Origin of the sequence: Streptomyces sediminimaris (assembly GCF_047049295.1) — a bacterium.
GTDB classification, from domain to species: domain Bacteria; phylum Actinomycetota; class Actinomycetes; order Streptomycetales; family Streptomycetaceae; genus Streptomyces; species Streptomyces sediminimaris.
On sequence record NZ_JBJWOT010000001.1, the window covers coordinates 4,889,473 to 4,906,843 of the forward strand.

General features: G+C 72.2%; 20 protein-coding genes. 13 read left to right on the forward strand and 7 right to left on the reverse strand.

Annotated features, from left to right (window positions below; genetic code table 11):
* Positions 1–56: 56 nt before the first annotated feature.
* The gene (locus ACJ9NR_RS22750) at positions 57–458 is read left to right on the forward strand and encodes an SRPBCC family protein (protein ID WP_412494177.1); all 402 of its coding nucleotides are present in this window, start codon (positions 57–59) and stop codon (positions 456–458) included.
* Between the two features lie 25 nt (positions 459–483).
* Here the strand turns inward: ACJ9NR_RS22750 and ACJ9NR_RS22755 are convergent, their stop codons facing one another.
* A complete protein-coding gene (locus tag ACJ9NR_RS22755; protein ID WP_412494178.1) occupies positions 484–933 on the reverse strand; it encodes a nucleoside deaminase in 450 nt (149 codons plus the stop codon).
* 86 nt (positions 934–1,019) lie between these two features.
* The gene (locus tag ACJ9NR_RS22760; protein WP_412494180.1) at positions 1,020–1,919 is read right to left on the reverse strand and encodes a transglutaminase-like domain-containing protein; all 900 of its coding nucleotides are present in this window, start codon (positions 1,917–1,919) and stop codon (positions 1,020–1,022) included.
* 225 nt (positions 1,920–2,144) lie between these two features.
* On the opposite strand from ACJ9NR_RS22760, the gene ACJ9NR_RS22765 reads away from it, so the two are divergent.
* Positions 2,145–2,447: a hypothetical protein gene (locus ACJ9NR_RS22765; protein ID WP_412494181.1), complete on the forward strand. Its 303-nt coding sequence runs from the start codon at positions 2,145–2,147 to the stop codon at positions 2,445–2,447.
* Between the two features lie 4 nt (positions 2,448–2,451).
* On the opposite strand, the gene ACJ9NR_RS22770 is transcribed toward ACJ9NR_RS22765, so the two are convergent.
* The gene (locus ACJ9NR_RS22770) at positions 2,452–3,429 is read right to left on the reverse strand and encodes a quinone oxidoreductase family protein (protein WP_412494183.1); all 978 of its coding nucleotides are present in this window, start codon (positions 3,427–3,429) and stop codon (positions 2,452–2,454) included.
* Between the two features lie 99 nt (positions 3,430–3,528).
* On the opposite strand from ACJ9NR_RS22770, the gene ACJ9NR_RS22775 reads away from it, so the two are divergent.
* Positions 3,529–3,867 (forward strand): ArsR/SmtB family transcription factor, encoded by a 339-nt coding sequence (locus ACJ9NR_RS22775; protein WP_412494184.1) that lies wholly within the window; start codon positions 3,529–3,531, stop codon positions 3,865–3,867.
* Between the two features lie 84 nt (positions 3,868–3,951).
* Here ACJ9NR_RS22775 and ACJ9NR_RS22780 read toward each other — a convergent pair whose 3' ends face one another.
* Positions 3,952–4,344 carry a PLD nuclease N-terminal domain-containing protein gene (locus tag ACJ9NR_RS22780; protein WP_412494185.1) on the reverse strand — a complete coding sequence of 131 codons (393 nt, stop codon included), beginning with the start codon at positions 4,342–4,344 and terminating at the stop codon, positions 3,952–3,954.
* Positions 4,345–4,432: 88 nt separating this feature from the next.
* Between ACJ9NR_RS22780 and ACJ9NR_RS22785 the strand changes: the two genes are divergently transcribed.
* Both ACJ9NR_RS22785 and mqnP read left to right on the forward strand, forming a co-directional pair.
* Positions 4,433–5,884: a menaquinone biosynthesis decarboxylase gene (locus tag ACJ9NR_RS22785; RefSeq protein ID WP_412494186.1), complete on the forward strand. Its 1,452-nt coding sequence runs from the start codon at positions 4,433–4,435 to the stop codon at positions 5,882–5,884.
* Positions 5,881–6,783 carry a menaquinone biosynthesis prenyltransferase MqnP gene (gene mqnP / locus ACJ9NR_RS22790; protein ID WP_412494187.1) on the forward strand — a complete coding sequence of 301 codons (903 nt, stop codon included), beginning with the start codon at positions 5,881–5,883 and terminating at the stop codon, positions 6,781–6,783. The genes ACJ9NR_RS22785 and mqnP overlap by 4 nt, the downstream gene beginning before the upstream one ends.
* A gap of 128 nt (positions 6,784–6,911) precedes the next feature.
* On the opposite strand, the gene ACJ9NR_RS22795 is transcribed toward mqnP, so the two are convergent.
* Positions 6,912–7,517, reverse strand: a complete 606-nt coding sequence (locus tag ACJ9NR_RS22795) for a rhomboid family intramembrane serine protease (protein ID WP_412494188.1) — start codon at positions 7,515–7,517, stop codon at positions 6,912–6,914.
* 90 nt (positions 7,518–7,607) lie between these two features.
* Between ACJ9NR_RS22795 and ACJ9NR_RS22800 the strand changes: the two genes are divergently transcribed.
* The 7 genes from ACJ9NR_RS22800 (at position 7,608) to ACJ9NR_RS22830 (ending at position 12,396) form a co-directional block, all read left to right on the forward strand.
* A complete protein-coding gene (locus ACJ9NR_RS22800) occupies positions 7,608–8,288 on the forward strand; it encodes a UbiX family flavin prenyltransferase (RefSeq protein ID WP_412494189.1) in 681 nt (226 codons plus the stop codon).
* Between the two features lie 84 nt (positions 8,289–8,372).
* Positions 8,373–8,828, forward strand: coding sequence for an Lrp/AsnC family transcriptional regulator (locus tag ACJ9NR_RS22805; protein ID WP_356446292.1), 456 nt, complete (start codon positions 8,373–8,375; stop codon positions 8,826–8,828).
* A 46-nt stretch (positions 8,829–8,874) separates the two neighbouring features.
* Positions 8,875–10,038: an aminofutalosine synthase MqnE gene (mqnE, locus tag ACJ9NR_RS22810; protein WP_412494190.1), complete on the forward strand. Its 1,164-nt coding sequence runs from the start codon at positions 8,875–8,877 to the stop codon at positions 10,036–10,038.
* Positions 10,039–10,068: 30 nt separating this feature from the next.
* Positions 10,069–10,719: a UdgX family uracil-DNA binding protein gene (locus tag ACJ9NR_RS22815; protein WP_412494191.1), complete on the forward strand. Its 651-nt coding sequence runs from the start codon at positions 10,069–10,071 to the stop codon at positions 10,717–10,719.
* A gap of 20 nt (positions 10,720–10,739) precedes the next feature.
* The gene (locus ACJ9NR_RS22820) at positions 10,740–11,264 is read left to right on the forward strand and encodes a GNAT family N-acetyltransferase (RefSeq protein WP_412494192.1); all 525 of its coding nucleotides are present in this window, start codon (positions 10,740–10,742) and stop codon (positions 11,262–11,264) included.
* A gap of 75 nt (positions 11,265–11,339) precedes the next feature.
* The gene (locus ACJ9NR_RS22825) at positions 11,340–11,639 is read left to right on the forward strand and encodes a DUF4229 domain-containing protein (RefSeq protein ID WP_412494193.1); all 300 of its coding nucleotides are present in this window, start codon (positions 11,340–11,342) and stop codon (positions 11,637–11,639) included.
* A 106-nt stretch (positions 11,640–11,745) separates the two neighbouring features.
* Positions 11,746–12,396 (forward strand): TetR/AcrR family transcriptional regulator, encoded by a 651-nt coding sequence (locus ACJ9NR_RS22830; protein ID WP_412494194.1) that lies wholly within the window; start codon positions 11,746–11,748, stop codon positions 12,394–12,396.
* Positions 12,397–12,665: 269 nt separating this feature from the next.
* Here the strand turns inward: ACJ9NR_RS22830 and ACJ9NR_RS22835 are convergent, their stop codons facing one another.
* Both ACJ9NR_RS22835 and ACJ9NR_RS22840 read right to left on the reverse strand, forming a co-directional pair.
* Entirely contained in the window at positions 12,666–13,691 is a 1,026-nt protein-coding gene (locus tag ACJ9NR_RS22835) for a MaoC/PaaZ C-terminal domain-containing protein (RefSeq protein ID WP_412494195.1), read from the reverse strand.
* Between the two features lie 6 nt (positions 13,692–13,697).
* The gene (locus ACJ9NR_RS22840; RefSeq protein WP_412494196.1) at positions 13,698–14,996 is read right to left on the reverse strand and encodes a 3-oxoacyl-ACP reductase; all 1,299 of its coding nucleotides are present in this window, start codon (positions 14,994–14,996) and stop codon (positions 13,698–13,700) included.
* Between the two features lie 313 nt (positions 14,997–15,309).
* Between ACJ9NR_RS22840 and ACJ9NR_RS22845 the strand changes: the two genes are divergently transcribed.
* Positions 15,310–17,232 carry an AMP-dependent synthetase/ligase gene (locus ACJ9NR_RS22845; protein ID WP_412494197.1) on the forward strand — a complete coding sequence of 641 codons (1,923 nt, stop codon included), beginning with the start codon at positions 15,310–15,312 and terminating at the stop codon, positions 17,230–17,232.
* Positions 17,233–17,371: the final 139 nt, after the last annotated feature.

The following is a 17,371-nucleotide window of genomic DNA, read 5'->3' on the forward strand; positions in this document are numbered from 1 at the left end:
CGCCGAGGTGGCCCGGGGCACGTGCGCGACGCCGTCCCCCGGGCCACGCTGGTGTCATGACCGGTTCCATCGAACAGGCCACCAGCCTGACCCACGGAAGCACGCACATCCTGCACTTCCTGGTGCGGATCCCCCGGCCCATGGAGGAGGCCTGGGCGGCGGTGGCGACCCCGGAGGGGCTCGCCGAGTGGTTCACCGCCGCCGAGGTCCTCGAACCCCGGCTCGACGGCTCGGTCACCCTGCGTGACCTCGGCAGCGGACAGGTCACCGCCTGGGACGTGGACCGGATCGCCGAGTACACCCTGGGTGACGGCGGCCGGATCCGCTTCCACCTCGAACGCGACGGCGAGGACGGCACGGCCCTCCGCTTCACCCACGAGTTCCGGGGCGAGGGGGAGACGGAGCCGCGCTGGCGGGCCCGCTTCGAGCGGCTGCTCGACACGCTCGGCCCACCGTGACCGGAACACCCGCCGCAGGAAGTGCTCACTCACCGATGTCCTCGTTCCACAGTGCCGGTTCTGCCGCGATGAAGTCGCGCATCATCGCGGCGCACCCGGGGTCGTCGAGCAGCACGATCTCCACGCCGTGTTCCGCCAGCCAGTCGTGCCCGCCGTGGAAGGTCACCGCATCGCCGACCACGACCCGCGAGATGCCGAACTGGCGGACCAGACCGGAGCAGTACCAGCACGGCGAGAGAGTGGTGACCAAGGTCGTCCCGCGGTACGACCGCTGCCGTCCCGCCGCGCGGAACGCCGCCGTCTCCGCGTGCATCGAGGGATCGCCGTCCTGGACGCGCCGGTTGTGCCCGCGGCCGAGGAGGGTGCCGTCGGCGCCGTAGAGCGCGGCGCCGATCGGGATGCCGCCCTCCGCGAGCCCGGCGCGGGCCTCCTCCACGGCGGTGGCGAGCCAGGTGCGTGCCTGTGCGTGATCCATGTCTCCCACTGTCGAGCGGCCGGGGCACTCGGGCAACACCGGCCGACCGACGGAAGACGGGGTTCAGCGCAGACGGAAGACGGGGTTCAGCGCAGAGTCACCCGGCTCGGCCCGTCGAAGGGCGCGTAGCAGGTCACCGTCTCCGGGGTGCGCAGGACGTCGTCCTCGGTGAACAGCTTCCGTACCGCCTCGAAGGAGACGGCACCGCTGACGACGGGGGCGACGCGGTCGTAGAAGAGGCGCTTCGGCTCGGGCAGCGGCGTGCCGGGTTCGCCCTCGGTGTCGCCCCAGACGTCCCACAGCAGCGTCTCCACCTTGTTCAGCGCGGCCAGGTCGAGCCGGATGTTGCCGGAGACGAACCACTCGCCCCAGAACGGTCCCTGATCCGGAGGGTGCAGTCCGAAGGTCTCCGGGTCCGCGCCCTCCTCCCGGATCGCCCGCCATGCCTCCCCGGCGACGAGGAACCGGTCGCGCGGGACGTCCATCGGGTCGAAGTCCACCTCCCAGTGGCCGCTGATGAAGGGATCGGCGAGTTCGGCGTCGGCGAGCAGCCAGCCCCGCTCCTCGTCCCAGTACTCGGTGACGACGTGGTCGACGTGGAAGCCGCCGGAGCCGAAGTAGTCGGCGAAGCCGTTGCGGGTGCGGGCGGGGACGCCCACGTGGCGCAGGAACGAGCAGTGCAGCAGCGCGAAGTCCCGGCAGGTCCCGACGAACCGGTCGGCCGGCTCGCGCCGTCGGCCGAGCGGGGCGTCGTCGCGCGAGACGAGGATGCGCACGATGTCGTCGACGTAGCGCGTCTCGGCGTCGTGGTGCAGGCGGTCGACCGGATGGGTGTGGCCGAAGATCCCGTCCTCCAGGCGGTGGATGAGCAGGTCGCGGGTGATGCGGGCGAGCCGGGCCGGGTCGCGCGGCAGACCGGCGTAGCGGGGCGCCAGTTCACCGGGGTCGGAGAAGGTGCTCTGGGACGCGTAGAAGGCGAGGGACACGCAGCCTCCCTTTCGGCATCGTCGACCACGCGTTCGAATACGGGCCGGTGCGCCTCACCGTGTCAAAATTCCCCGCCGGATGTCCAGCGGCTTCGCCGCCGGAAGGCCGCGGAGGGTGCGGACCGGCCCGCTCCGGTTCCGCCGCCCGTTGCCGGATCTTCACCAAACGGCGGATTCATGGCGGAATCCGTACGAGTTCGACTCCGTCCCCTAATGTGTGAAGGCGTGGACGAAGAAGAAGACCGGCATCTGTCCGCCATCGCTCCGGAGGTCTCCCGTCTCTCCATCGACCTGCTGCGCCGTGCGGTCGGCACCCACCCCGCCGAACGCGTCGCCCAGGAGGCCCTGGAATGCGTCGACGACATCCTGGGCCGGTACGGCACGGACGGTCTGCGGGTGCTCGCCATGAGCCTCGCGTGCTGGGCGACGGTCCAGGTGGAGATCAACGCGCACGCCTCGGGCCGATCGGTGCAGTCGCTCCTCGACGACCTCCAGCTGACCTGGCTGGAGGCCGGTCCCGAGGGCTGAGCCGCTACCGGCCGCCGACCCTGAGCAGCAGCTTGCCCGTGCTGGCGCGCGTGCCCATCAGCCGGTGCGCCTCCGCCGCCTCCGCCAGGCCGAACTCGGCGGTGACCGGCAGGGACACGGTGCCGTCCAGGGCCTTGGCGAAGGCCCGCTCGGCGAGGGCGCGCAGCTCGCCGGGGGCCGTCTTCGCGAGGGTCAGGATGGAGAAGCCGCCCACCGAGACGCCGGTCGGGTACAGCTCCGGCTGCCCGACGGTCCAGGCCGGCGCCGAGCTGGCGTTGCCGAAGGAGACCAGGCGTCCGAAGAGCGCGAGCGAGGCGAGACTGCCGCGGAAGGTCTCGCCGCCCACGGGGTCCAGCGCGAGGTCCACGCCGCGGCCGCCGGTGGCCGCCCGCACCTCCTCCGTGAACCCGCCGACGAACACCTCGTCGTATCCCTGCTCGCGCGCGTAGTCCGCCTTCGCCCCGCCCGACACGACTCCGTACACGGCACCGGCGCCCGCCGCCTTCGCCAGCTGCCCGACCGCGGTGCCGACGCCGCCCGCCGCGCCCTGCACGAGCACCGTCTCGCCGGGCTGGAGGCGGCCGACGCGATGGACGAGGGCGTACGCCGTCGGCAGCACGGTGGGCAGGGTCGCCGCCGTGCGCAGGCCGACGCCGGCCGGGACCGGGAAGACGGTCGAGGCGTGCGCGAGCACCACGTCCGCGTAGGCGCCGCCTTCCGTCAGGGCCGTCACCTCCTGTCCGACGGACAGTCCGGTGACCCCCTCGCCGAGCGCACGGATCCGGCCCGACGCCTCCAGGCCGGGTACGAACGGCAGCCGCGGCACGCGGTAGCCCTCCTGGCGCGCCTTGAGGTCGGCGAAGTTCAGGCCGGTGTACGCCACGTCGACGCTCACCTGGCCGGGGCCCGGCTCGGGCACCCGCGCCTCCACGACCTTCAGCACCTCGGGTCCGCCGTACTCCTGGAACTCGACCGCGCGCACGACAGCACTCCTCACGAGTGTTCGATGGAAAGCGAACAGTCGCGAGTGTATGGTTTTCATCGAACACTCGGCAAGCGGGAACGTGGCAAGGGGCAGGACGTGGCGCAGCGCACCACCGGTCATCGGGCCGCCCCCGGCCACACGCACCCCGACGAGGTCCCCGTGCTCGCGGCCCTCGCCGCCCTCGCCGATCCCGTACGTCTGACCCTGGTGCGGGAGCTGGCGGGTTCGGGCGACTGGACGCGCAGCTGTGGCAGCTTCGACGTGCCGGTCGGCAAAGCGGCCCTCAGCCACCACTTCGCGGTACTGCGCGGCGCCGGACTGGTGGAGCAGCGCGACGAGGGGGCCAGACGGGTCAACCGGCTGCGCCGCGCGGAGTTCGACGCCCGTTTCCCGGGGCTGCTGGAGCTGGTGCTGCGGGACGAGACGACCGCCTGAACGCCTTCGCCGTACGTGAAGCCCGCCCGGACGGGCGGGGTTCGTCCGCGGCCAGAATCCTCGCCTTTCAAGGCGAGGAGCATGTCAATCCGCGTCCCGGTTCCCCTGCTCCCGGCGGCGCAGCTCCTCCTCGCGGCGGCGCAGGTCCGCCTCCCAGCTCTTGAGGAGGGACTCGTCCTTCTTGTTCTCCTCGCGCAGCGACTTCAGGAACTCGGGGTTGTCGTCGGGCGCGACGAACGGCGTGCGGTGGTTGCGGTGCCACTCGGAGGGCGTGGCGCCGTTCGCCGGGGCGTTGCGGACCTTGCCCGCCACGAGCCAGGCGATCGGACCGACCAGCACCTCGCCGAAGAACAGGATGATGAGGACCCAGACGACCTTGGGCAGCCCGCGCACCTGCTCCTCGGGAGTGTTCAGGCAGTCGATGAAAGCGAAGATCCACAGTGCCAGGACCAGCAGGAACGGCAGATACCTGAGCATGGCGGCGCGATCCCCCAACAGACGGTGGCGGGGCGCTGTCCGGCCCCGGTGACGGGGTCAGGTTAGCGGGTGGCAGATACTGGGACGCATGGCTTACGACGATCTTCGCTCCCTGCTCAGGGCACTGGAACGCGAGGGCGACCTCAAGCGCGTCAAGGCCGAGGTCGATCCGTACCTGGAGGTCGGGGAGATCGTCGACCGGGTGCAGAAGGCGGGCGGCCCCGCGCTGCTCTTCGAGAACGTGAAGGGCTCGTCCATGCCCCTCGCGATGAACGTCTTCGGCACCGACCGGCGGCTGCTGAAGGCACTCGGCCTGAAGTCGTACGGAGAGATCTCCGACAAGATCGGCGGACTGCTGCGCCCCGAGCTGCCGCACGGCTTCGTCGGCGTGCGCGAGGCCTTCGGCAAGCTCGGCGCGATGACGCACGTCCCGCCGAAGAAGGTGAAGGACGCCCCCGTGCAGGAGGTGGTCCTGACCGGTGACGACGTCGACCTCGACGCCCTGCCCGCGCTGTTCACCTGGCCGAAGGACGGCGGCTCCTTCTTCAACCTCGGCCTCACCCACACCAAGGACCCCGAGACCGGCGTCCGCAACCTCGGGCTGTACCGCCTCCAGCGCCACGACCGGCGCACCATCGGCATGCACTGGCAGATCCACAAGGACAGCCGCAACCACTACCAGGTGGCGGCGCGCAGGGGCGAGCGGCTGCCGGTCGCGATCGCCTTCGGCTGCCCGCCCGCGGTGACGTACGCCTCCACGGCCCCCCTGCCCGGCGACATCGACGAGTACCTCTTCGCCGGGTTCCTCGCGGGCAGGCGGATCGAGATGGTCGACTGCAGGACGGTGCCGCTGCAGGTGCCGGCCCAGGCCGAGGTGGTGATCGAGGGCTGGCTGGAGCCGGGGGAGATGCGCCCCGAGGGCCCCTTCGGCGACCACACCGGCTTCTACACCCCGCAGGAACCCTTCCCCGCCCTCACGATCGACTGCGTGACGATGCGCAGGCGGCCGCTGCTTCAGTCGATCGTCGTAGGCCGCCCTCCGACCGAGGACGGACCGCTGGGGCGTGCGACCGAGCGGTTCTTCCTCCCGCTGCTGAAGATCATCGTGCCGGACATCGTGGACTACCACCTGCCGGAAGCCGGCGGCTTCCACAACTGCGCGATCGTCTCCATCGACAAGAAATACCCCAAGCACGCCCAGAAGGTGATGCACGCTGTCTGGGGGGCACACATGATGTCCCTGACGAAGCTGATCGTGGTGGTGGACTCCGACTGCGACGTCCACGACCTGCACGAGGTCGCCTGGCGCGCCCTCGGCAACACGGACTACGCCCGTGATCTCAGCGTCGTCGAAGGCCCCGTAGACCATCTCGACCACGCCTCCTACCAGCAGTTCTGGGGAGGGAAGGCCGGGATCGACGCGACGAGGAAGTGGCCCGAAGAAGGCTACACGCGCGACGGCGGCTGGCCCGACATGGTCCTGTCCGACCCTCAGACGGCGGCGAAGGTCGACCGCCGATGGAAGGAGTACGGTCTGTGAGCAGCGCCTCCGCCGCGATCCCGCAGCCAGGACGCACCAAGGCGTTCCTGCGGCTGGTGATGATCGAGCACTCGGTGTTCGCCCTGCCCTTCGCCTACATCGCCGCCCTCACGGCGATGTTCGAGTGGGACCGGAACATCCACTGGGGGCGGCTGCTCCTGGTCACCATCTGCATGGTGGGCCTGCGCACCTTCGCGATGGCCGTCAACCGGATCATCGACCGCGAGATCGACGCCCGCAATCCGCGGACGGCGCACCGCGAGCTGGTGACCGGCGCGATGTCGGTCAGGCACGCCTGGACGGGCGCGCTGATCGCGGTCGTGGTCTTCCTGGGCTCGGCGGCCCTGCTCAACCCCCTCTGCTTCGCCCTGGCCCCCATCGCGGTGATCCCGATGGTGGTCTACCCCTACGGCAAGCGGTTCACCAACTTCCCGCAGGCCATCCTCGGTATCGCCCAGGCCATGGGCCCGATCGGCGGCTGGCTCGCGATCAGCGGGGAGTGGTCCTGGGACGCGACGGTCCTGGGCCTCGCCGTCGGCGTCTGGATCGGCGGCTTCGACCTGATCTACGCCTGCCAGGACGTGGAGACCGACCGCCGGATCGGTGTCATGTCGGTCCCGGCCCGCTTCGGCATCCCGGCCGCCATCTGGGGCGCCCGCGTCTGCCACACGGCGGTCATGGCGCTGCTCGTCGCCTACGCGGTGGCGACGGACGCCGGCGCCTTCTTCTGGATCGGCCTGATGATCGTCGCGGGCGCCTTCGTCTACGAGCACCACATCGTCCGCCCGCACGACCTCTCCCGCCTCAACCGGGCGTTCTTCCAGGTCAACGGGTTCATCGGGATCGCCCTGTTCGTGTGCGCGCTGCTGGACCTGCTGGTGCGCGGGCTGACCGTGTAGGCGTGGCCGCGAGGGTCTCAGTCCGCCTCGGCGGCCTCACGGGCCTCGCGGCCTCCGCGCAGGATGTGGGGGCGTCGGGGGAGACGGAGGAACCCCGCTCGGCCGGCCCGGACCGGCCCCGCGCGCCCTCAGCCCTGAAGCGCCGGGGCCTTCGCCGGCCGCCGTCCGAACCAGAACGCCGCCGCCACGCCCGCCGCCAGGCCGATCAGATGGGCCTGCCAGCTGACGCCGGTCTGCAGCGGGGACAGACCGAACAGGATCGAGCCGCCCCAGACCGCCCCGACCAGCAGGCCGGCCAGGACACCGAGCGGGCGGCGCTCCACGAAGCCGCTGACCAGCAGGAAGCCGAAGAGGCCGAAGATGAGGCCGGAGGCGCCGGCGGTGTTGGTGTGCGCCGGGGCTATGAGCCACACGCCGAGTCCGTCGGCCACGATGATCGCCAGACAGACGGCGGCGAACCGGCGCAGCCCGCCCAGGGCCGCGAGGAACCCCATGACCAGCAGCGGCACGCTGTTGGCGGCGACATGGGCGAAACCGAAGTGGATGAACGCGGCGGGGACGACGTCGACCAGCTCCGAAGGCTGCCGGGGCACGATGCCCAGCCCGTCCAGCGCGTGGCCGCTGAGCACGTCGGCCACCTCCAGCAGCCACAGCAGCGCGACCCAGCCCACCATCAGCTTGGCCGCGGCCTTCGCGCGGCCGGTGCGCGACCACTCGAGCTCGGTACCCGGCATGGCATCCCCCACTGTTCGCCCGTCCCCTCCGGGGAACGACCGGGCCCCTTGGCCGGTTCCCACCCCGCGACGCCGGATAGGCTCGGTGTCGTGAACCCAGTCAAGCCAGGAGAGACGCCGCGTACGCCTTGGATCGTAGGGGTCTCCGGCGCCTCCGGCACGCCCTATGCCGCGTCGGTGCTGCGCGCGCTCCTCGACGCCGGCGAGAGCGTGGACCTCGTCGTGTCGCGGGCCTCGAGGCTGACACTGCTGGACGAGACCGGCATCTCGTTCCGGGACGCGCACTGGCGGGACGACCTGCGGGAATGGCTGACCCGGGGCGCCGACGGCAAGCCCGGCACCTTCGAGACCGACCTCTCGGACGTGCGGTACTGGAACGCGGGCGACCTCGCGGCCGGACCGTCCTCCGGGTCGTACCGCACCAGGGGCATGCTGATCGTGCCCGCCTCCACGGCCTGTGTCGCGGGTGTCGCGCTCGGGCTGTCCAAGGACCTGCTGCAGCGGGCGGCGAGCGTCACCCTCAAGGAACGCCGCCCCCTGGTCGTGGCCGTCCGGGAGACCCCCCTCAACGGCCAGACCCTGCGCCACCTCGTGGCGCTGGACGACGCCGGCGCCAGCGTGGTGCCGGCCTCACCTGGCTTCTACGCGGGGGCCACCCACATCCAGGACCTCGTGGACTTCGTCGCCGGACGGGTGCTGGACGCGGCGGGCGTCGGGCACGGCCTGTACCGGCGCTGGAAGGGCGAGCTGCACCGCGGGGCGGGCGAGTAGAGCGAGCAAGCGAGCAGCGCGAGTCGCAGCACCCCCAGCACCTCTCATCACTTCAGGAACTCTTCAGCGGAAGGCTTCGATCGCATGGACGCGGTGGACAGGCAGCTCATCCAGGCCCTGAGGGAGAACGGCCGGGCCTCCTACGCGGAGCTGGGACGCCTCGTCGGCCTGTCGGGACCCAGTGTCACCGACCGCATCAACCGGCTGGAGGCGGCCGGCGTCATCACCGGCTACCGCGCCACCGTCGACGCCGCCTCGCTCGGCCTCGGCGTCACCGCGCTCATCGGCATCTCGCTGTCCGACGCCACCGACCACGAGGACGTGGCCCAGCGCCTGAAGGACCTCTCCGAGATCGAGGACTGCTGGTTCATCGCGGGCGACGACTCCTACATGCTCAAGGTGCGGGCGGCGGACGTGGACGGCCTGGAGAAGATCATCCGGCGGCTGTCGGGCACCAAGGGCGTCTCCCGCACCCGTACCACCATCGTGCTCTCCACCAAGTGGGAGAACCGGGTCGGGGAGCTGCCCGAAGAGGTCTGAGGGCCGGGACGTACGGTTGTCGGTGTCGTCGTAGAAAGGTGTGGGCATGGACGTCGGGCTCAAGCGCGAGCTGGAGGAGAAGGTCAGGGTCGGTGAACGGCTGACCCGTGAGGACGGCGTCGCGCTGTACGAGTCGGACGACCTGGCCTGGCTCGGCGGCCTCGCGCACGAGGTGCGGACGCGGAAGAACGGCGACGTCGTCCACTTCAACGTCAACCGCCACCTCAACATGACCAACGTGTGCACGGCCTCCTGCGCCTACTGCTCCTTCCAGCGCAAGCCGGGCGAGAAGGACGCGTACACGATGCGCATCGAGGAGGCGGTGAAGCTCGCCAAGGCGATGGAGGGCGACAACCTCACCGAGCTGCACATCGTCAACGGCCTGCACCCCAACCTGCCGTGGCGCTACTACCCGCGCTCGCTGCGGGAACTGAAGGCCGCCCTGCCGGACGTCTCCCTGAAGGCGTTCACGGCGACCGAGATCCACCACTTCGAGACGATCTCCGGGCTGAGCGCGAGCGAGATCCTGGACGAGCTGATCGACGCCGGCCTGGAGTCGCTCACCGGCGGTGGCGCCGAGATCTTCGACTGGGAGGTGCGGCAGCACATCGTCGACCACCGCACCCACTGGGAGGACTGGTCGCGCATCCACCGCCTGGCGCACGAGAAGGGCCTGAAGACCCCGTGCACCATGCTCTACGGCCACATCGAGGAGCCCCGCCACCGCGTGGACCACGTGCTGCGGCTGCGTGAGCTCCAGGACGAGACCGGCGGCTTCCAGGTCTTCATCCCGCTGCGCTACCAGCACGACTTCGTCGACATGAAGGACGGCAAGGTCCGCAACCGCCTCCAGGCCCGCACCCAGATGGCCACCGGTGCCGAGGCCCTGAAGACCTTCGCGGTCTCCCGTCTGCTCTTCGACAACGTCCCGCACGTGAAGGTCTTCTGGGTCATGCACGGCGTCCAGACCGCGCAGCTGGCCCTCCAGCACGGCGCCGACGACATGGACGGCTCGGTCGTCGAGTACAAGATCACGCACGACGCCGACAACTACGGCACTCCCAACAAGCTGACCCGCGAGGACCTCCTCGACCTGATCCGCGACGCCGGCTTCCGCCCGGTGGAACGCAACACCCGCTACGAGATCATCCGCGAGTACGACGGCCCGGACCCGGAGCGCCGGGAGACCCCGCAGCCGATGCGGGTGTGAGCCGTTCCGGGCGCGGGGTACCCGGCGGATGTGAACCCCCCTGCCACCGCGCCCGAGGACGCCTACACCGCGGAGCCCTTCCTGCCGGCCCGCGGCGGCCTCCGGGCGCTGCGCAGGGCCGCCGCGGAGTGCCGGGGCTGTCCGCTGCACCGGGACGCCACCCGGACCGTCTTCGGCGAGGGCGACGCGCACGCGCGCGTGATGCTCGTCGGCGAGCAGCCCGGTGACCAGGAGGACCGCCAGGGCAGGCCCTTCGTCGGCCCGGCCGGCAAGCTCCTCGACCGCGCCCTGGAGGAAGCCGGCATCGATCCGCGGGACGCGTACGTCACCAACGCGGTCAAGCACTTCAAGTTCACCCGGACCGAGCCGCGCAAGCGCCGTATCCACAAGGCCCCCACGCTCCGCGAGGCGGCGGCCTGCGGGCCGTGGCTCGCCGCCGAGCTGGCGGTCGTCGAACCCGAGCTGGTCGTGGTGCTGGGGGCGACCGCGGGGAAGGCGCTGCTGGGCTCGTCGTTCCGGGTCACGCAGGTGCGCGGCACGGTCCTGGAGGAGGAGATCCACGGGCGCGCGGAGCGGCTGGTGCCGACCGTGCACCCCTCGTCCGTGCTGCGGGCGGACGACCGGGAGACGGCGTACCGGGGGTTCGTCTCGGATCTCGGAGTGGCGGCACGCCTGCTTTAGGTAATGCGTACCATGGCCCGGTGTCCCTTACCTTCACTCTTGACCCCGCCGTCACTCCCGCGCTGCGCGACGGGATCCTCCAGCTGTGGGCGGACGTCTCGAACGCGGGCGGCTCGGTCGGCTTCGTGCCGCCCGTCACGGCGGACGACATACGCCCGGAGCTCGTGAAGCACTTCGTCGCCATGGCCGAGGGCCGGACCCGGCTGCTGGTCGGCCACGACGGGGCGGGCGAGGTCGCGGCGACCGCCTTCTTCTCCTTCAACACCCACCGGCTGATGCGGCACTGGGTGTGGCTCTACACGGTGATGGTGCACCCCCGCCACCAGGGCCGGGGCTACGGCCGCGACCTCCTGGCCGCCGCCGGGGACGCGGCCCGCGGCTTCGGCGGCATCGACGCGATCCGGCTGACCTGCCGCGGCGGCAACGGACTGGAGCGGTTCTACGGCTCCTGCGGCTACAAGGAGGTCGGGCGGGTGCCCGGCGCGATCCGGGTCGCCCCGGGCGACGACCGCGACGACGTCTTCATGCTGCTGCCGCTCACCTGACCCCGCTCGAAGATCGCCCCTCCGGCGTGCTTCACTGGACGGTGCCCCTGTTTGGAACCGGAAGAGTGGATTGACATGCTCCGCTACACGCTGATGCGCCTCGGGATCTTCGCGGGCTGCCTCGTGGTCGTCTGGGGCCTGGTCTACTCCGGCATCGTCCCGCGCGGCCTGGGCGCGTCCAACGGCATGTGGGTCGTCCTGCTGTCCCTGGTGATCTCGGCCCCGATCAGCTTCGTGGTCCTGCGCAAGGAGCGCGACCGGGCCTCCGTCCAGATCGTCCAGCGGGTCGACCGGGCCAAGGCCAACCTGGAGGCCAACCGCAGCCAGGAGGACGGCGCGGACGACGCGGCACGGGCGCAGGGCCAGACCTCCTAGGCCGGGCCCGGGTCCGAACGGGCCCGCACCGGTCGCCCGGGTCGCGCCCCGAAGTCGTACGGCAAGCGGGGTCTGCGCGAACGGCCGCCCAATTACCCTTCTCCCCATGGGTGCCGTGAAGACCAAGCGCATGCCGCGGGCGGTCCGTGAGCAGCAGATGCTGGACGCCGCCGTGCGGACCTTCGGGCAGCGGGGGTACATGGCCGCGTCGATGGACGAGATCGCCGAACTGGCGGGTGTCTCCAAGCCGTTGGTCTATCTGTACCTGAACTCGAAGGAAGACCTGTTCACCGCCTGCATCCGGCGGGAGGCGACAGCCCTCGTGGCGGCGGTGCGGGCCGGCGTCCGGCCCGATCTGCCCGCCGACCGCCAGCTCTGGGAGGGGCTCGGCGCGTTCTTCACGCACACCGCGCGCAACCCGGACGGCTGGGCGGTGCTGCACCTGCAGGCCCGCACCCGTGAACCGTTCGCGGCCGAGGTGACCGCGATGCGCGAGGAGATCGTCGCGCTCGTCACCCAGCTCATCGTCGTCGCGGCCCGGGAGGCGCACCGCGACCCCGACCTCCCCGAGCGCGAGGTCGCCGGCCTCGCCGAGGCCCTGGTCGGCGCCGCCGAGTCCCTCGCCGCCTGGGCCAACGCCACCCCGGGCACCACGGCCCGGCAGGCGGCGGCCACCCTGATGAACTTCGCCTGGGCGGGCCTGGGCAACCTCATGGAGGGCCGGCCGTGGTCACCCCCGGTCACGGCGGAGGCCTGACACCCGGCACGCGGTGACCGGGACGCGGGGCACCGGGCGAACGCGTCCTCCCGCCCCTGCCGGCTCCGCCGTGACGGGGACCGACGGCGCAGCCGACGGGCGGAAGACCGACCTCGGGGCCGGCCTCCCCGGCGGCGTCGGCCTCCGGGCCCGCCCGGACGTCCGCGTCGAGGTGCGCGGCCTCCGGCTGGGCGGTGTGAAGGACGGCGGCCCGGACGCGTCCGGCGGTCCGGCGGTCCGCCTCGACGCCTGGGGCCTGCTCGGCGGCGTCAGCGTCCGCCGGGACCGAGGTCCTCGACGACCCCGCTCACATGCACCCGCTCCCCACCGCGCAGCTCGAACCGCCCCCCGTCCGCCGCGTACGTCACCGTGCCCGGCAGCAGCACCGGCGCCCTGAACTCCGCCCGCACGCGGACGCGTTCGGGCGCCCCGTGCGCGGCGAGGCAGCGGGCCGCCGTCCACATGCCGTGCGCGACGGCGCGCGGGAAGCCGAACAGCCGAGCGGTGAGCGGGTACAGGTGGATGGGGTTGCGGTCGCCGGACGCGGCGCCGTAGCGACGTCCGACGTCCCCGCCCAGGTGCCACTCGGCCACGGCGGGCAGGGGCCCGGGTACGGCCACGGGCGGTTCGGTCTCGCGCGGTTCGGTCCCGGGCGGATCGGTCTCGCGCGGATCGGTTCCGCGTAGATCAGTCCCGTGTGGATCAGTCCCGTGTGGATCAGTCCCGCGCGAATCAGTCCCGCGTGGTTCGGTCTCGCGCGGATCGGATCCGCGCAGATCAGTCCCGCGCCGATCGGTCCCGGGCGGCTCGGCCGTCCGTGCCGTCCGGTGCCGTGCGAGGTACGCGCTGCGGGACTCCCACACCACCTCGCCGCCGGTCCGCACCTCGGTGATCACGGACGCCTCGGTGCCCCGCCGGTGCGGTGCCAGACCGCCGACGTGGACGGCGAGTTCGTACTCCCCGGTGGCGGCGAGCGCCCGCCGCCGGGTGATCTCGACGGACGTGTGGACGAGACCGAGCAGCGGCAGCGGGAAGCCCCGCCCGCTCATCAGCCGCATGGCCAGCGGGAAGCCCAGCACATGGGGATAGGTCAGCGGCAGCGCGTCGTCGCCGGTCGCGAAGCCGCACACCCGCTCGTACGCCGCGAGCCGCGCGAGGTCGATGCGCAGGCCGGGCAGGACGAGCCGGTCGCGGGGGAAGCCGGCGTCCGGGCGCGGGCGCTTGAACGGGGACAGCAGGGCGCCGCGGGCGAGCAGCGGCGCGAGCGCGGGGGAGCCGGACAGGACGACGGACACCGCTCCTCACGCTCCCAGCAGGCTCTGGCCGCAGACCCGGACGACCTGGCCGTTGACCGCGCCCGACGCCGGGTGCGCGAGCCAGGCCGTGGTCTCGGCGACGTCGGCCGGAAGTCCGCCCTGTGCGAGGGAGTTCAGCCGGCGCCCCGCCTCCCGGACGAGCAGCGGGACAGCCGCCGTCATCTTCGTCTCGATGAACCCCGGCGCGACCGCGTTCACGGTCACCCCGTGCTCGGCGAGCGCGCGCGGCGCGAGGGAGCGGACCAGGCCGACGACGCCGGCCTTGCTCGCGCCGTAGTTCGTCTGCCCGGCGTTCCCGGCGAGCCCCGCGATCGAGGCGGTCGCGACGATCCGCCCGCCCCGCCTGACCGCCCCGGCCCCGAGCAGCGCGTCCGTCGTCCGCAGCACGCTCGCCAGGTTGACCTCCAGGACCTCGCCCCAGCGCTCGGCGGGCATGTTGACCAGCCTGCGGTCACGGGTGATGCCCGCGTTGTGGACCAGCACGTCCAGTCCGTCCGGGAGCGCGGCGGCGATCCGCTCCCCCGCGTCCGCGGCGGTGATGTCGAGCGCGAGGGCCGCGCCGCCGAGCCGTTCGGCCACCCGCCGCGCGTCCGGTTCGGCCTGCGGCACGTCGAGTACGACGACCAGGGCCCCGTCCCGCGCCAGCGTTCCGGCGACCGCCGCACCGATGCCGCGGGCGCCCCCGGTGACCAGGGCGGTGCGCCCGGCGAGCGGGCGGTCCCAGTCGACGTCGGCCTCCTGGGCGGCCCCGGTCTCGATCAGTTGCCCGCTGACGTAGGCGGACTTGGGGGAGAGCAGGAAGCGCAGGGTCGACTCGGCGGCGCCGGGGTCCGTCAGGCGCAGCAGGTTCACGGTCCGCCCGCCCCCGATCTCCTTGCCGAGCGAGCGCACGAACCCCTCCAGTGCCTGCTGCGCGGCGGCCTGGTGGTGGTCGGCCGGGTCGGGCGGCGAGCCCAGCACGACGATCCGTCCGCCGCTCGCGACGGACCGCACCACGGGGTGCAGGGCGGCGTGCACCCCGGCGAGCCCGTCGACGTCCCGTACCCCGGTGGCGTCGAGGACGACGGCGGCGGGGTCGCTGGTAGCGTCGGGCAGCCCCGCGCGGGTGAGGACCGGCGCGAGATCGAGGCCGGGTTCGCCGGCGGTGAGGTGGAGCAGGCCGCCGCCGAGCGAGGGGCGCTCGGGCGAGAAGCGGTGCAGCGGCGCGGGCCGCGGCAGTCCCAGACGGCGGGTCAGGAAGCGGCCGGGCGCGGTGCCGGCGAAACGCAGATAGCGGTCGGCCATGTCCATTCTCCCCAGGCGGACTTGTGCTTACTCTGGAGTCAGGTTACCCGAGGTAATGGCAGCTCAGGACGTGAGAAATGTTCAACATGACGACCGGTGCCGTGGGCGTACGCCCACGTTGCCGTACAGGTTGCACAGGCCCGGCCCCGTTCCGACCCCGAACCCGCACGAACCCCTCACTCCGGCACCGTACGATCGCCGTTCCGACCGCCGGTAACCCCTCCGTCGCGCACTGCCGGTGAACCACTCGGCGCGCCCTGCACGTACCTCAACAGCAGAGCGGAACCGAGCTGCACGTCCCAGGAGAGCTGCCATGTCCGTCCCCGAGTCCGTGCCCTACCCTTCCGCGTCCGACTACGACGGCACCCCCCAGCTGGTGGAGCCCGAGATCCGGCGGCTGGGCGGGGAAGTGCGGGAGACGTCGGTGCCGCCGCTCGTCCCGCCGCGCACCCACGGCTCGCTCGCCGACCTGCCGTTCGACAACGCGGACGCGGAGCCCGGGGCCCGCGTCCTCAGCCGCCGTACGGCCGACGGGGACTGGGTGGACGTCACCGCGGCGGAGTTCGCACAGCAGGTCCGGGCACTGGCGAAGGGACTGGTCTCGGAGGGCCTGGTGCCCGGCGACCGTATCGCCGTCATGGCGCGGACGATCTACGAGTGGACGCTGCTCGACTTCGCCGCCTGGGCCGCCGGCCTGGTCACCGTCCCGATCTACCCCACCTCCTCCCTCTTCCAGACCCGCTGGATCCTGCAGGACTCCGGCGCGGTGGCCCTGGTGACGGAGACCGCCGCCCAGGCCTCGGCCCTCGGCCCCGAACTCAGCCGCCTGCCCGACCTGCGGCACCTGTGGATCGTCGAGAAGGACCACCTCGACCGCCTCGCCGAACTCGGGCAGCCGGTCGCCGACCAGGAAGTCGCCGTACGGCGCGGCATGCTGGTCCCCGACACGCTCGCCACGGTCATCTACACCTCGGGCACGACCGGCCGCCCCAAGGGCTGCGTGCTCACGCACGGCAACTTCCTCTCCGAGGTCGACAACGCGATCGAACTCCTCAACCCGATCTTCAGGTCCAAGGCGGACGACCCCTCCACGCTCCTGTTCCTGCCCATGTCGCACGTCTTCGGGCGCATGGTGGCGATCGCCTGCGTCCGCGCCCGGGTGCGCCTCGGCCACGCCGCGAGCCTGGACGCCGGCAGCCTCCTGGCCGACCTGGCTGCCTTCCGCCCGACCTTCCTGCTCTGCATCCCGTACATGCTGGAGAAGGTCTACAACAACGCCCGGGCCAAGGCGGAGAGCGGCGGCCGGGCCGGCACCTTCGACCGCGCGGCGAACACCGCCGTCCGCTACGGCGAGGCGATGGAGGCCCGGCACGCGGGCACCGGCCCGGGCCCGGGCGCCGCCCTGAAGGCGGCCCGCGCCCTCTACGACCCCCTCGTCTACCGCCGCATCCGCAACGCCATGGGCGGCAGGATCCGCCACATCATCTGCGGCGGCTCACCGCTGGGACGGCGGCTGGCCGCGTTCTACGCCGGTGCGGGCATGGAGATCTACGAGGGCTACGGCTTGACGGAGACGACCGGCGCGGCCACGGTGACGCCCCCGTTGAAACCCCGCCTGGGCACGGTGGGCTGGCCCCTGCCCGGCACGAAGGTCCGCATCGCGGCCGACGGCGAGATCCTGCTCAGCGGTGGTCAGGTCTTCCGCGGCTACTGGGACCCGCAGGGCGGCGGGGTGGTCCCCGCGTCGGCGGACGGCTGGTTCCCGACCGGCGACCTCGGCCACCTCGACGACGAGGGCTACCTCACGATCACCGGCCGCAAGAAGGAGATCATCATCACCGCGGGCGGCAAGAACACGGCCCCGGCCCCCCTGGAGAACTGGCTCCGCTCACACCCCCTCATCTCCCAGTGCATGGTCGTCGGCGACCGCCGTCCCTATGTCGCCGCCCTCATCACCCTCGACATGGAGGGCGTCGGCCACTGGCGCCGCATGCGCGGCAAGCATCCCGTCCCCGCGGAACTCCTGATCGACGACGAGGAGCTGCGGCAGGTCCTGCAGCGCGCCGTGGACGAGGCGAACAAACTGGTCTCCCGCCCGGAGTCGATCCGCCGCTTCGCCGTCGTCCCCCAGGACTTCACGGAGGAGGCGGGCCACCTCACCCCGTCGATGAAGCTGCGACGCGAGGCGGTCCTGCGGGACTTCGCGGCGGAGGTGGAGAGCCTGTACGAGCGCTGAGGGACGGAGCGCGCGGCGGGTCGCCCGCCGGCCGGCCGTCTCCCAGCCGTCCTCGAGCGGTTACTGAGGCGGCTTCGAGTGGTCTTCCGGTCGGCGTCCGGCGGTGTCCCAGCCGTCTTCGAGCCGGCTTCGAGTGGTC

Excerpts from the sequence above, each read along its gene's own strand:
- ACJ9NR_RS22750 (WP_412494177.1), top strand. The coding sequence starts at position 57 with ATGACCGGTTCCATCGAACAGGCCACCAGCCTGACCCACGGAAGCACG.
- ACJ9NR_RS22755 (WP_412494178.1), bottom strand. The coding sequence starts at position 933 with ATGGATCACGCACAGGCACGCACCTGGCTCGCCACCGCCGTGGAGGAG.
- ACJ9NR_RS22780 (WP_412494185.1), bottom strand. The coding sequence starts at position 4,344 with ATGCTCAGGTATCTGCCGTTCCTGCTGGTCCTGGCACTGTGGATCTTC.
- ACJ9NR_RS22785 (WP_412494186.1), top strand. The coding sequence starts at position 4,433 with ATGGCTTACGACGATCTTCGCTCCCTGCTCAGGGCACTGGAACGCGAG.
- ACJ9NR_RS22795 (WP_412494188.1), bottom strand. The coding sequence starts at position 7,517 with ATGCCGGGTACCGAGCTCGAGTGGTCGCGCACCGGCCGCGCGAAGGCC.
- ACJ9NR_RS22805 (WP_356446292.1), top strand. The coding sequence starts at position 8,373 with ATGGACGCGGTGGACAGGCAGCTCATCCAGGCCCTGAGGGAGAACGGC.
- mqnE (WP_412494190.1), top strand. The coding sequence starts at position 8,875 with ATGGACGTCGGGCTCAAGCGCGAGCTGGAGGAGAAGGTCAGGGTCGGT.
- ACJ9NR_RS22825 (WP_412494193.1), top strand. The coding sequence starts at position 11,340 with ATGCTCCGCTACACGCTGATGCGCCTCGGGATCTTCGCGGGCTGCCTC.
- ACJ9NR_RS22830 (WP_412494194.1), top strand. The coding sequence starts at position 11,746 with ATGGGTGCCGTGAAGACCAAGCGCATGCCGCGGGCGGTCCGTGAGCAG.
- ACJ9NR_RS22840 (WP_412494196.1), bottom strand. The coding sequence starts at position 14,996 with ATGGCCGACCGCTATCTGCGTTTCGCCGGCACCGCGCCCGGCCGCTTC.
- ACJ9NR_RS22845 (WP_412494197.1), top strand. The coding sequence starts at position 15,310 with ATGTCCGTCCCCGAGTCCGTGCCCTACCCTTCCGCGTCCGACTACGAC.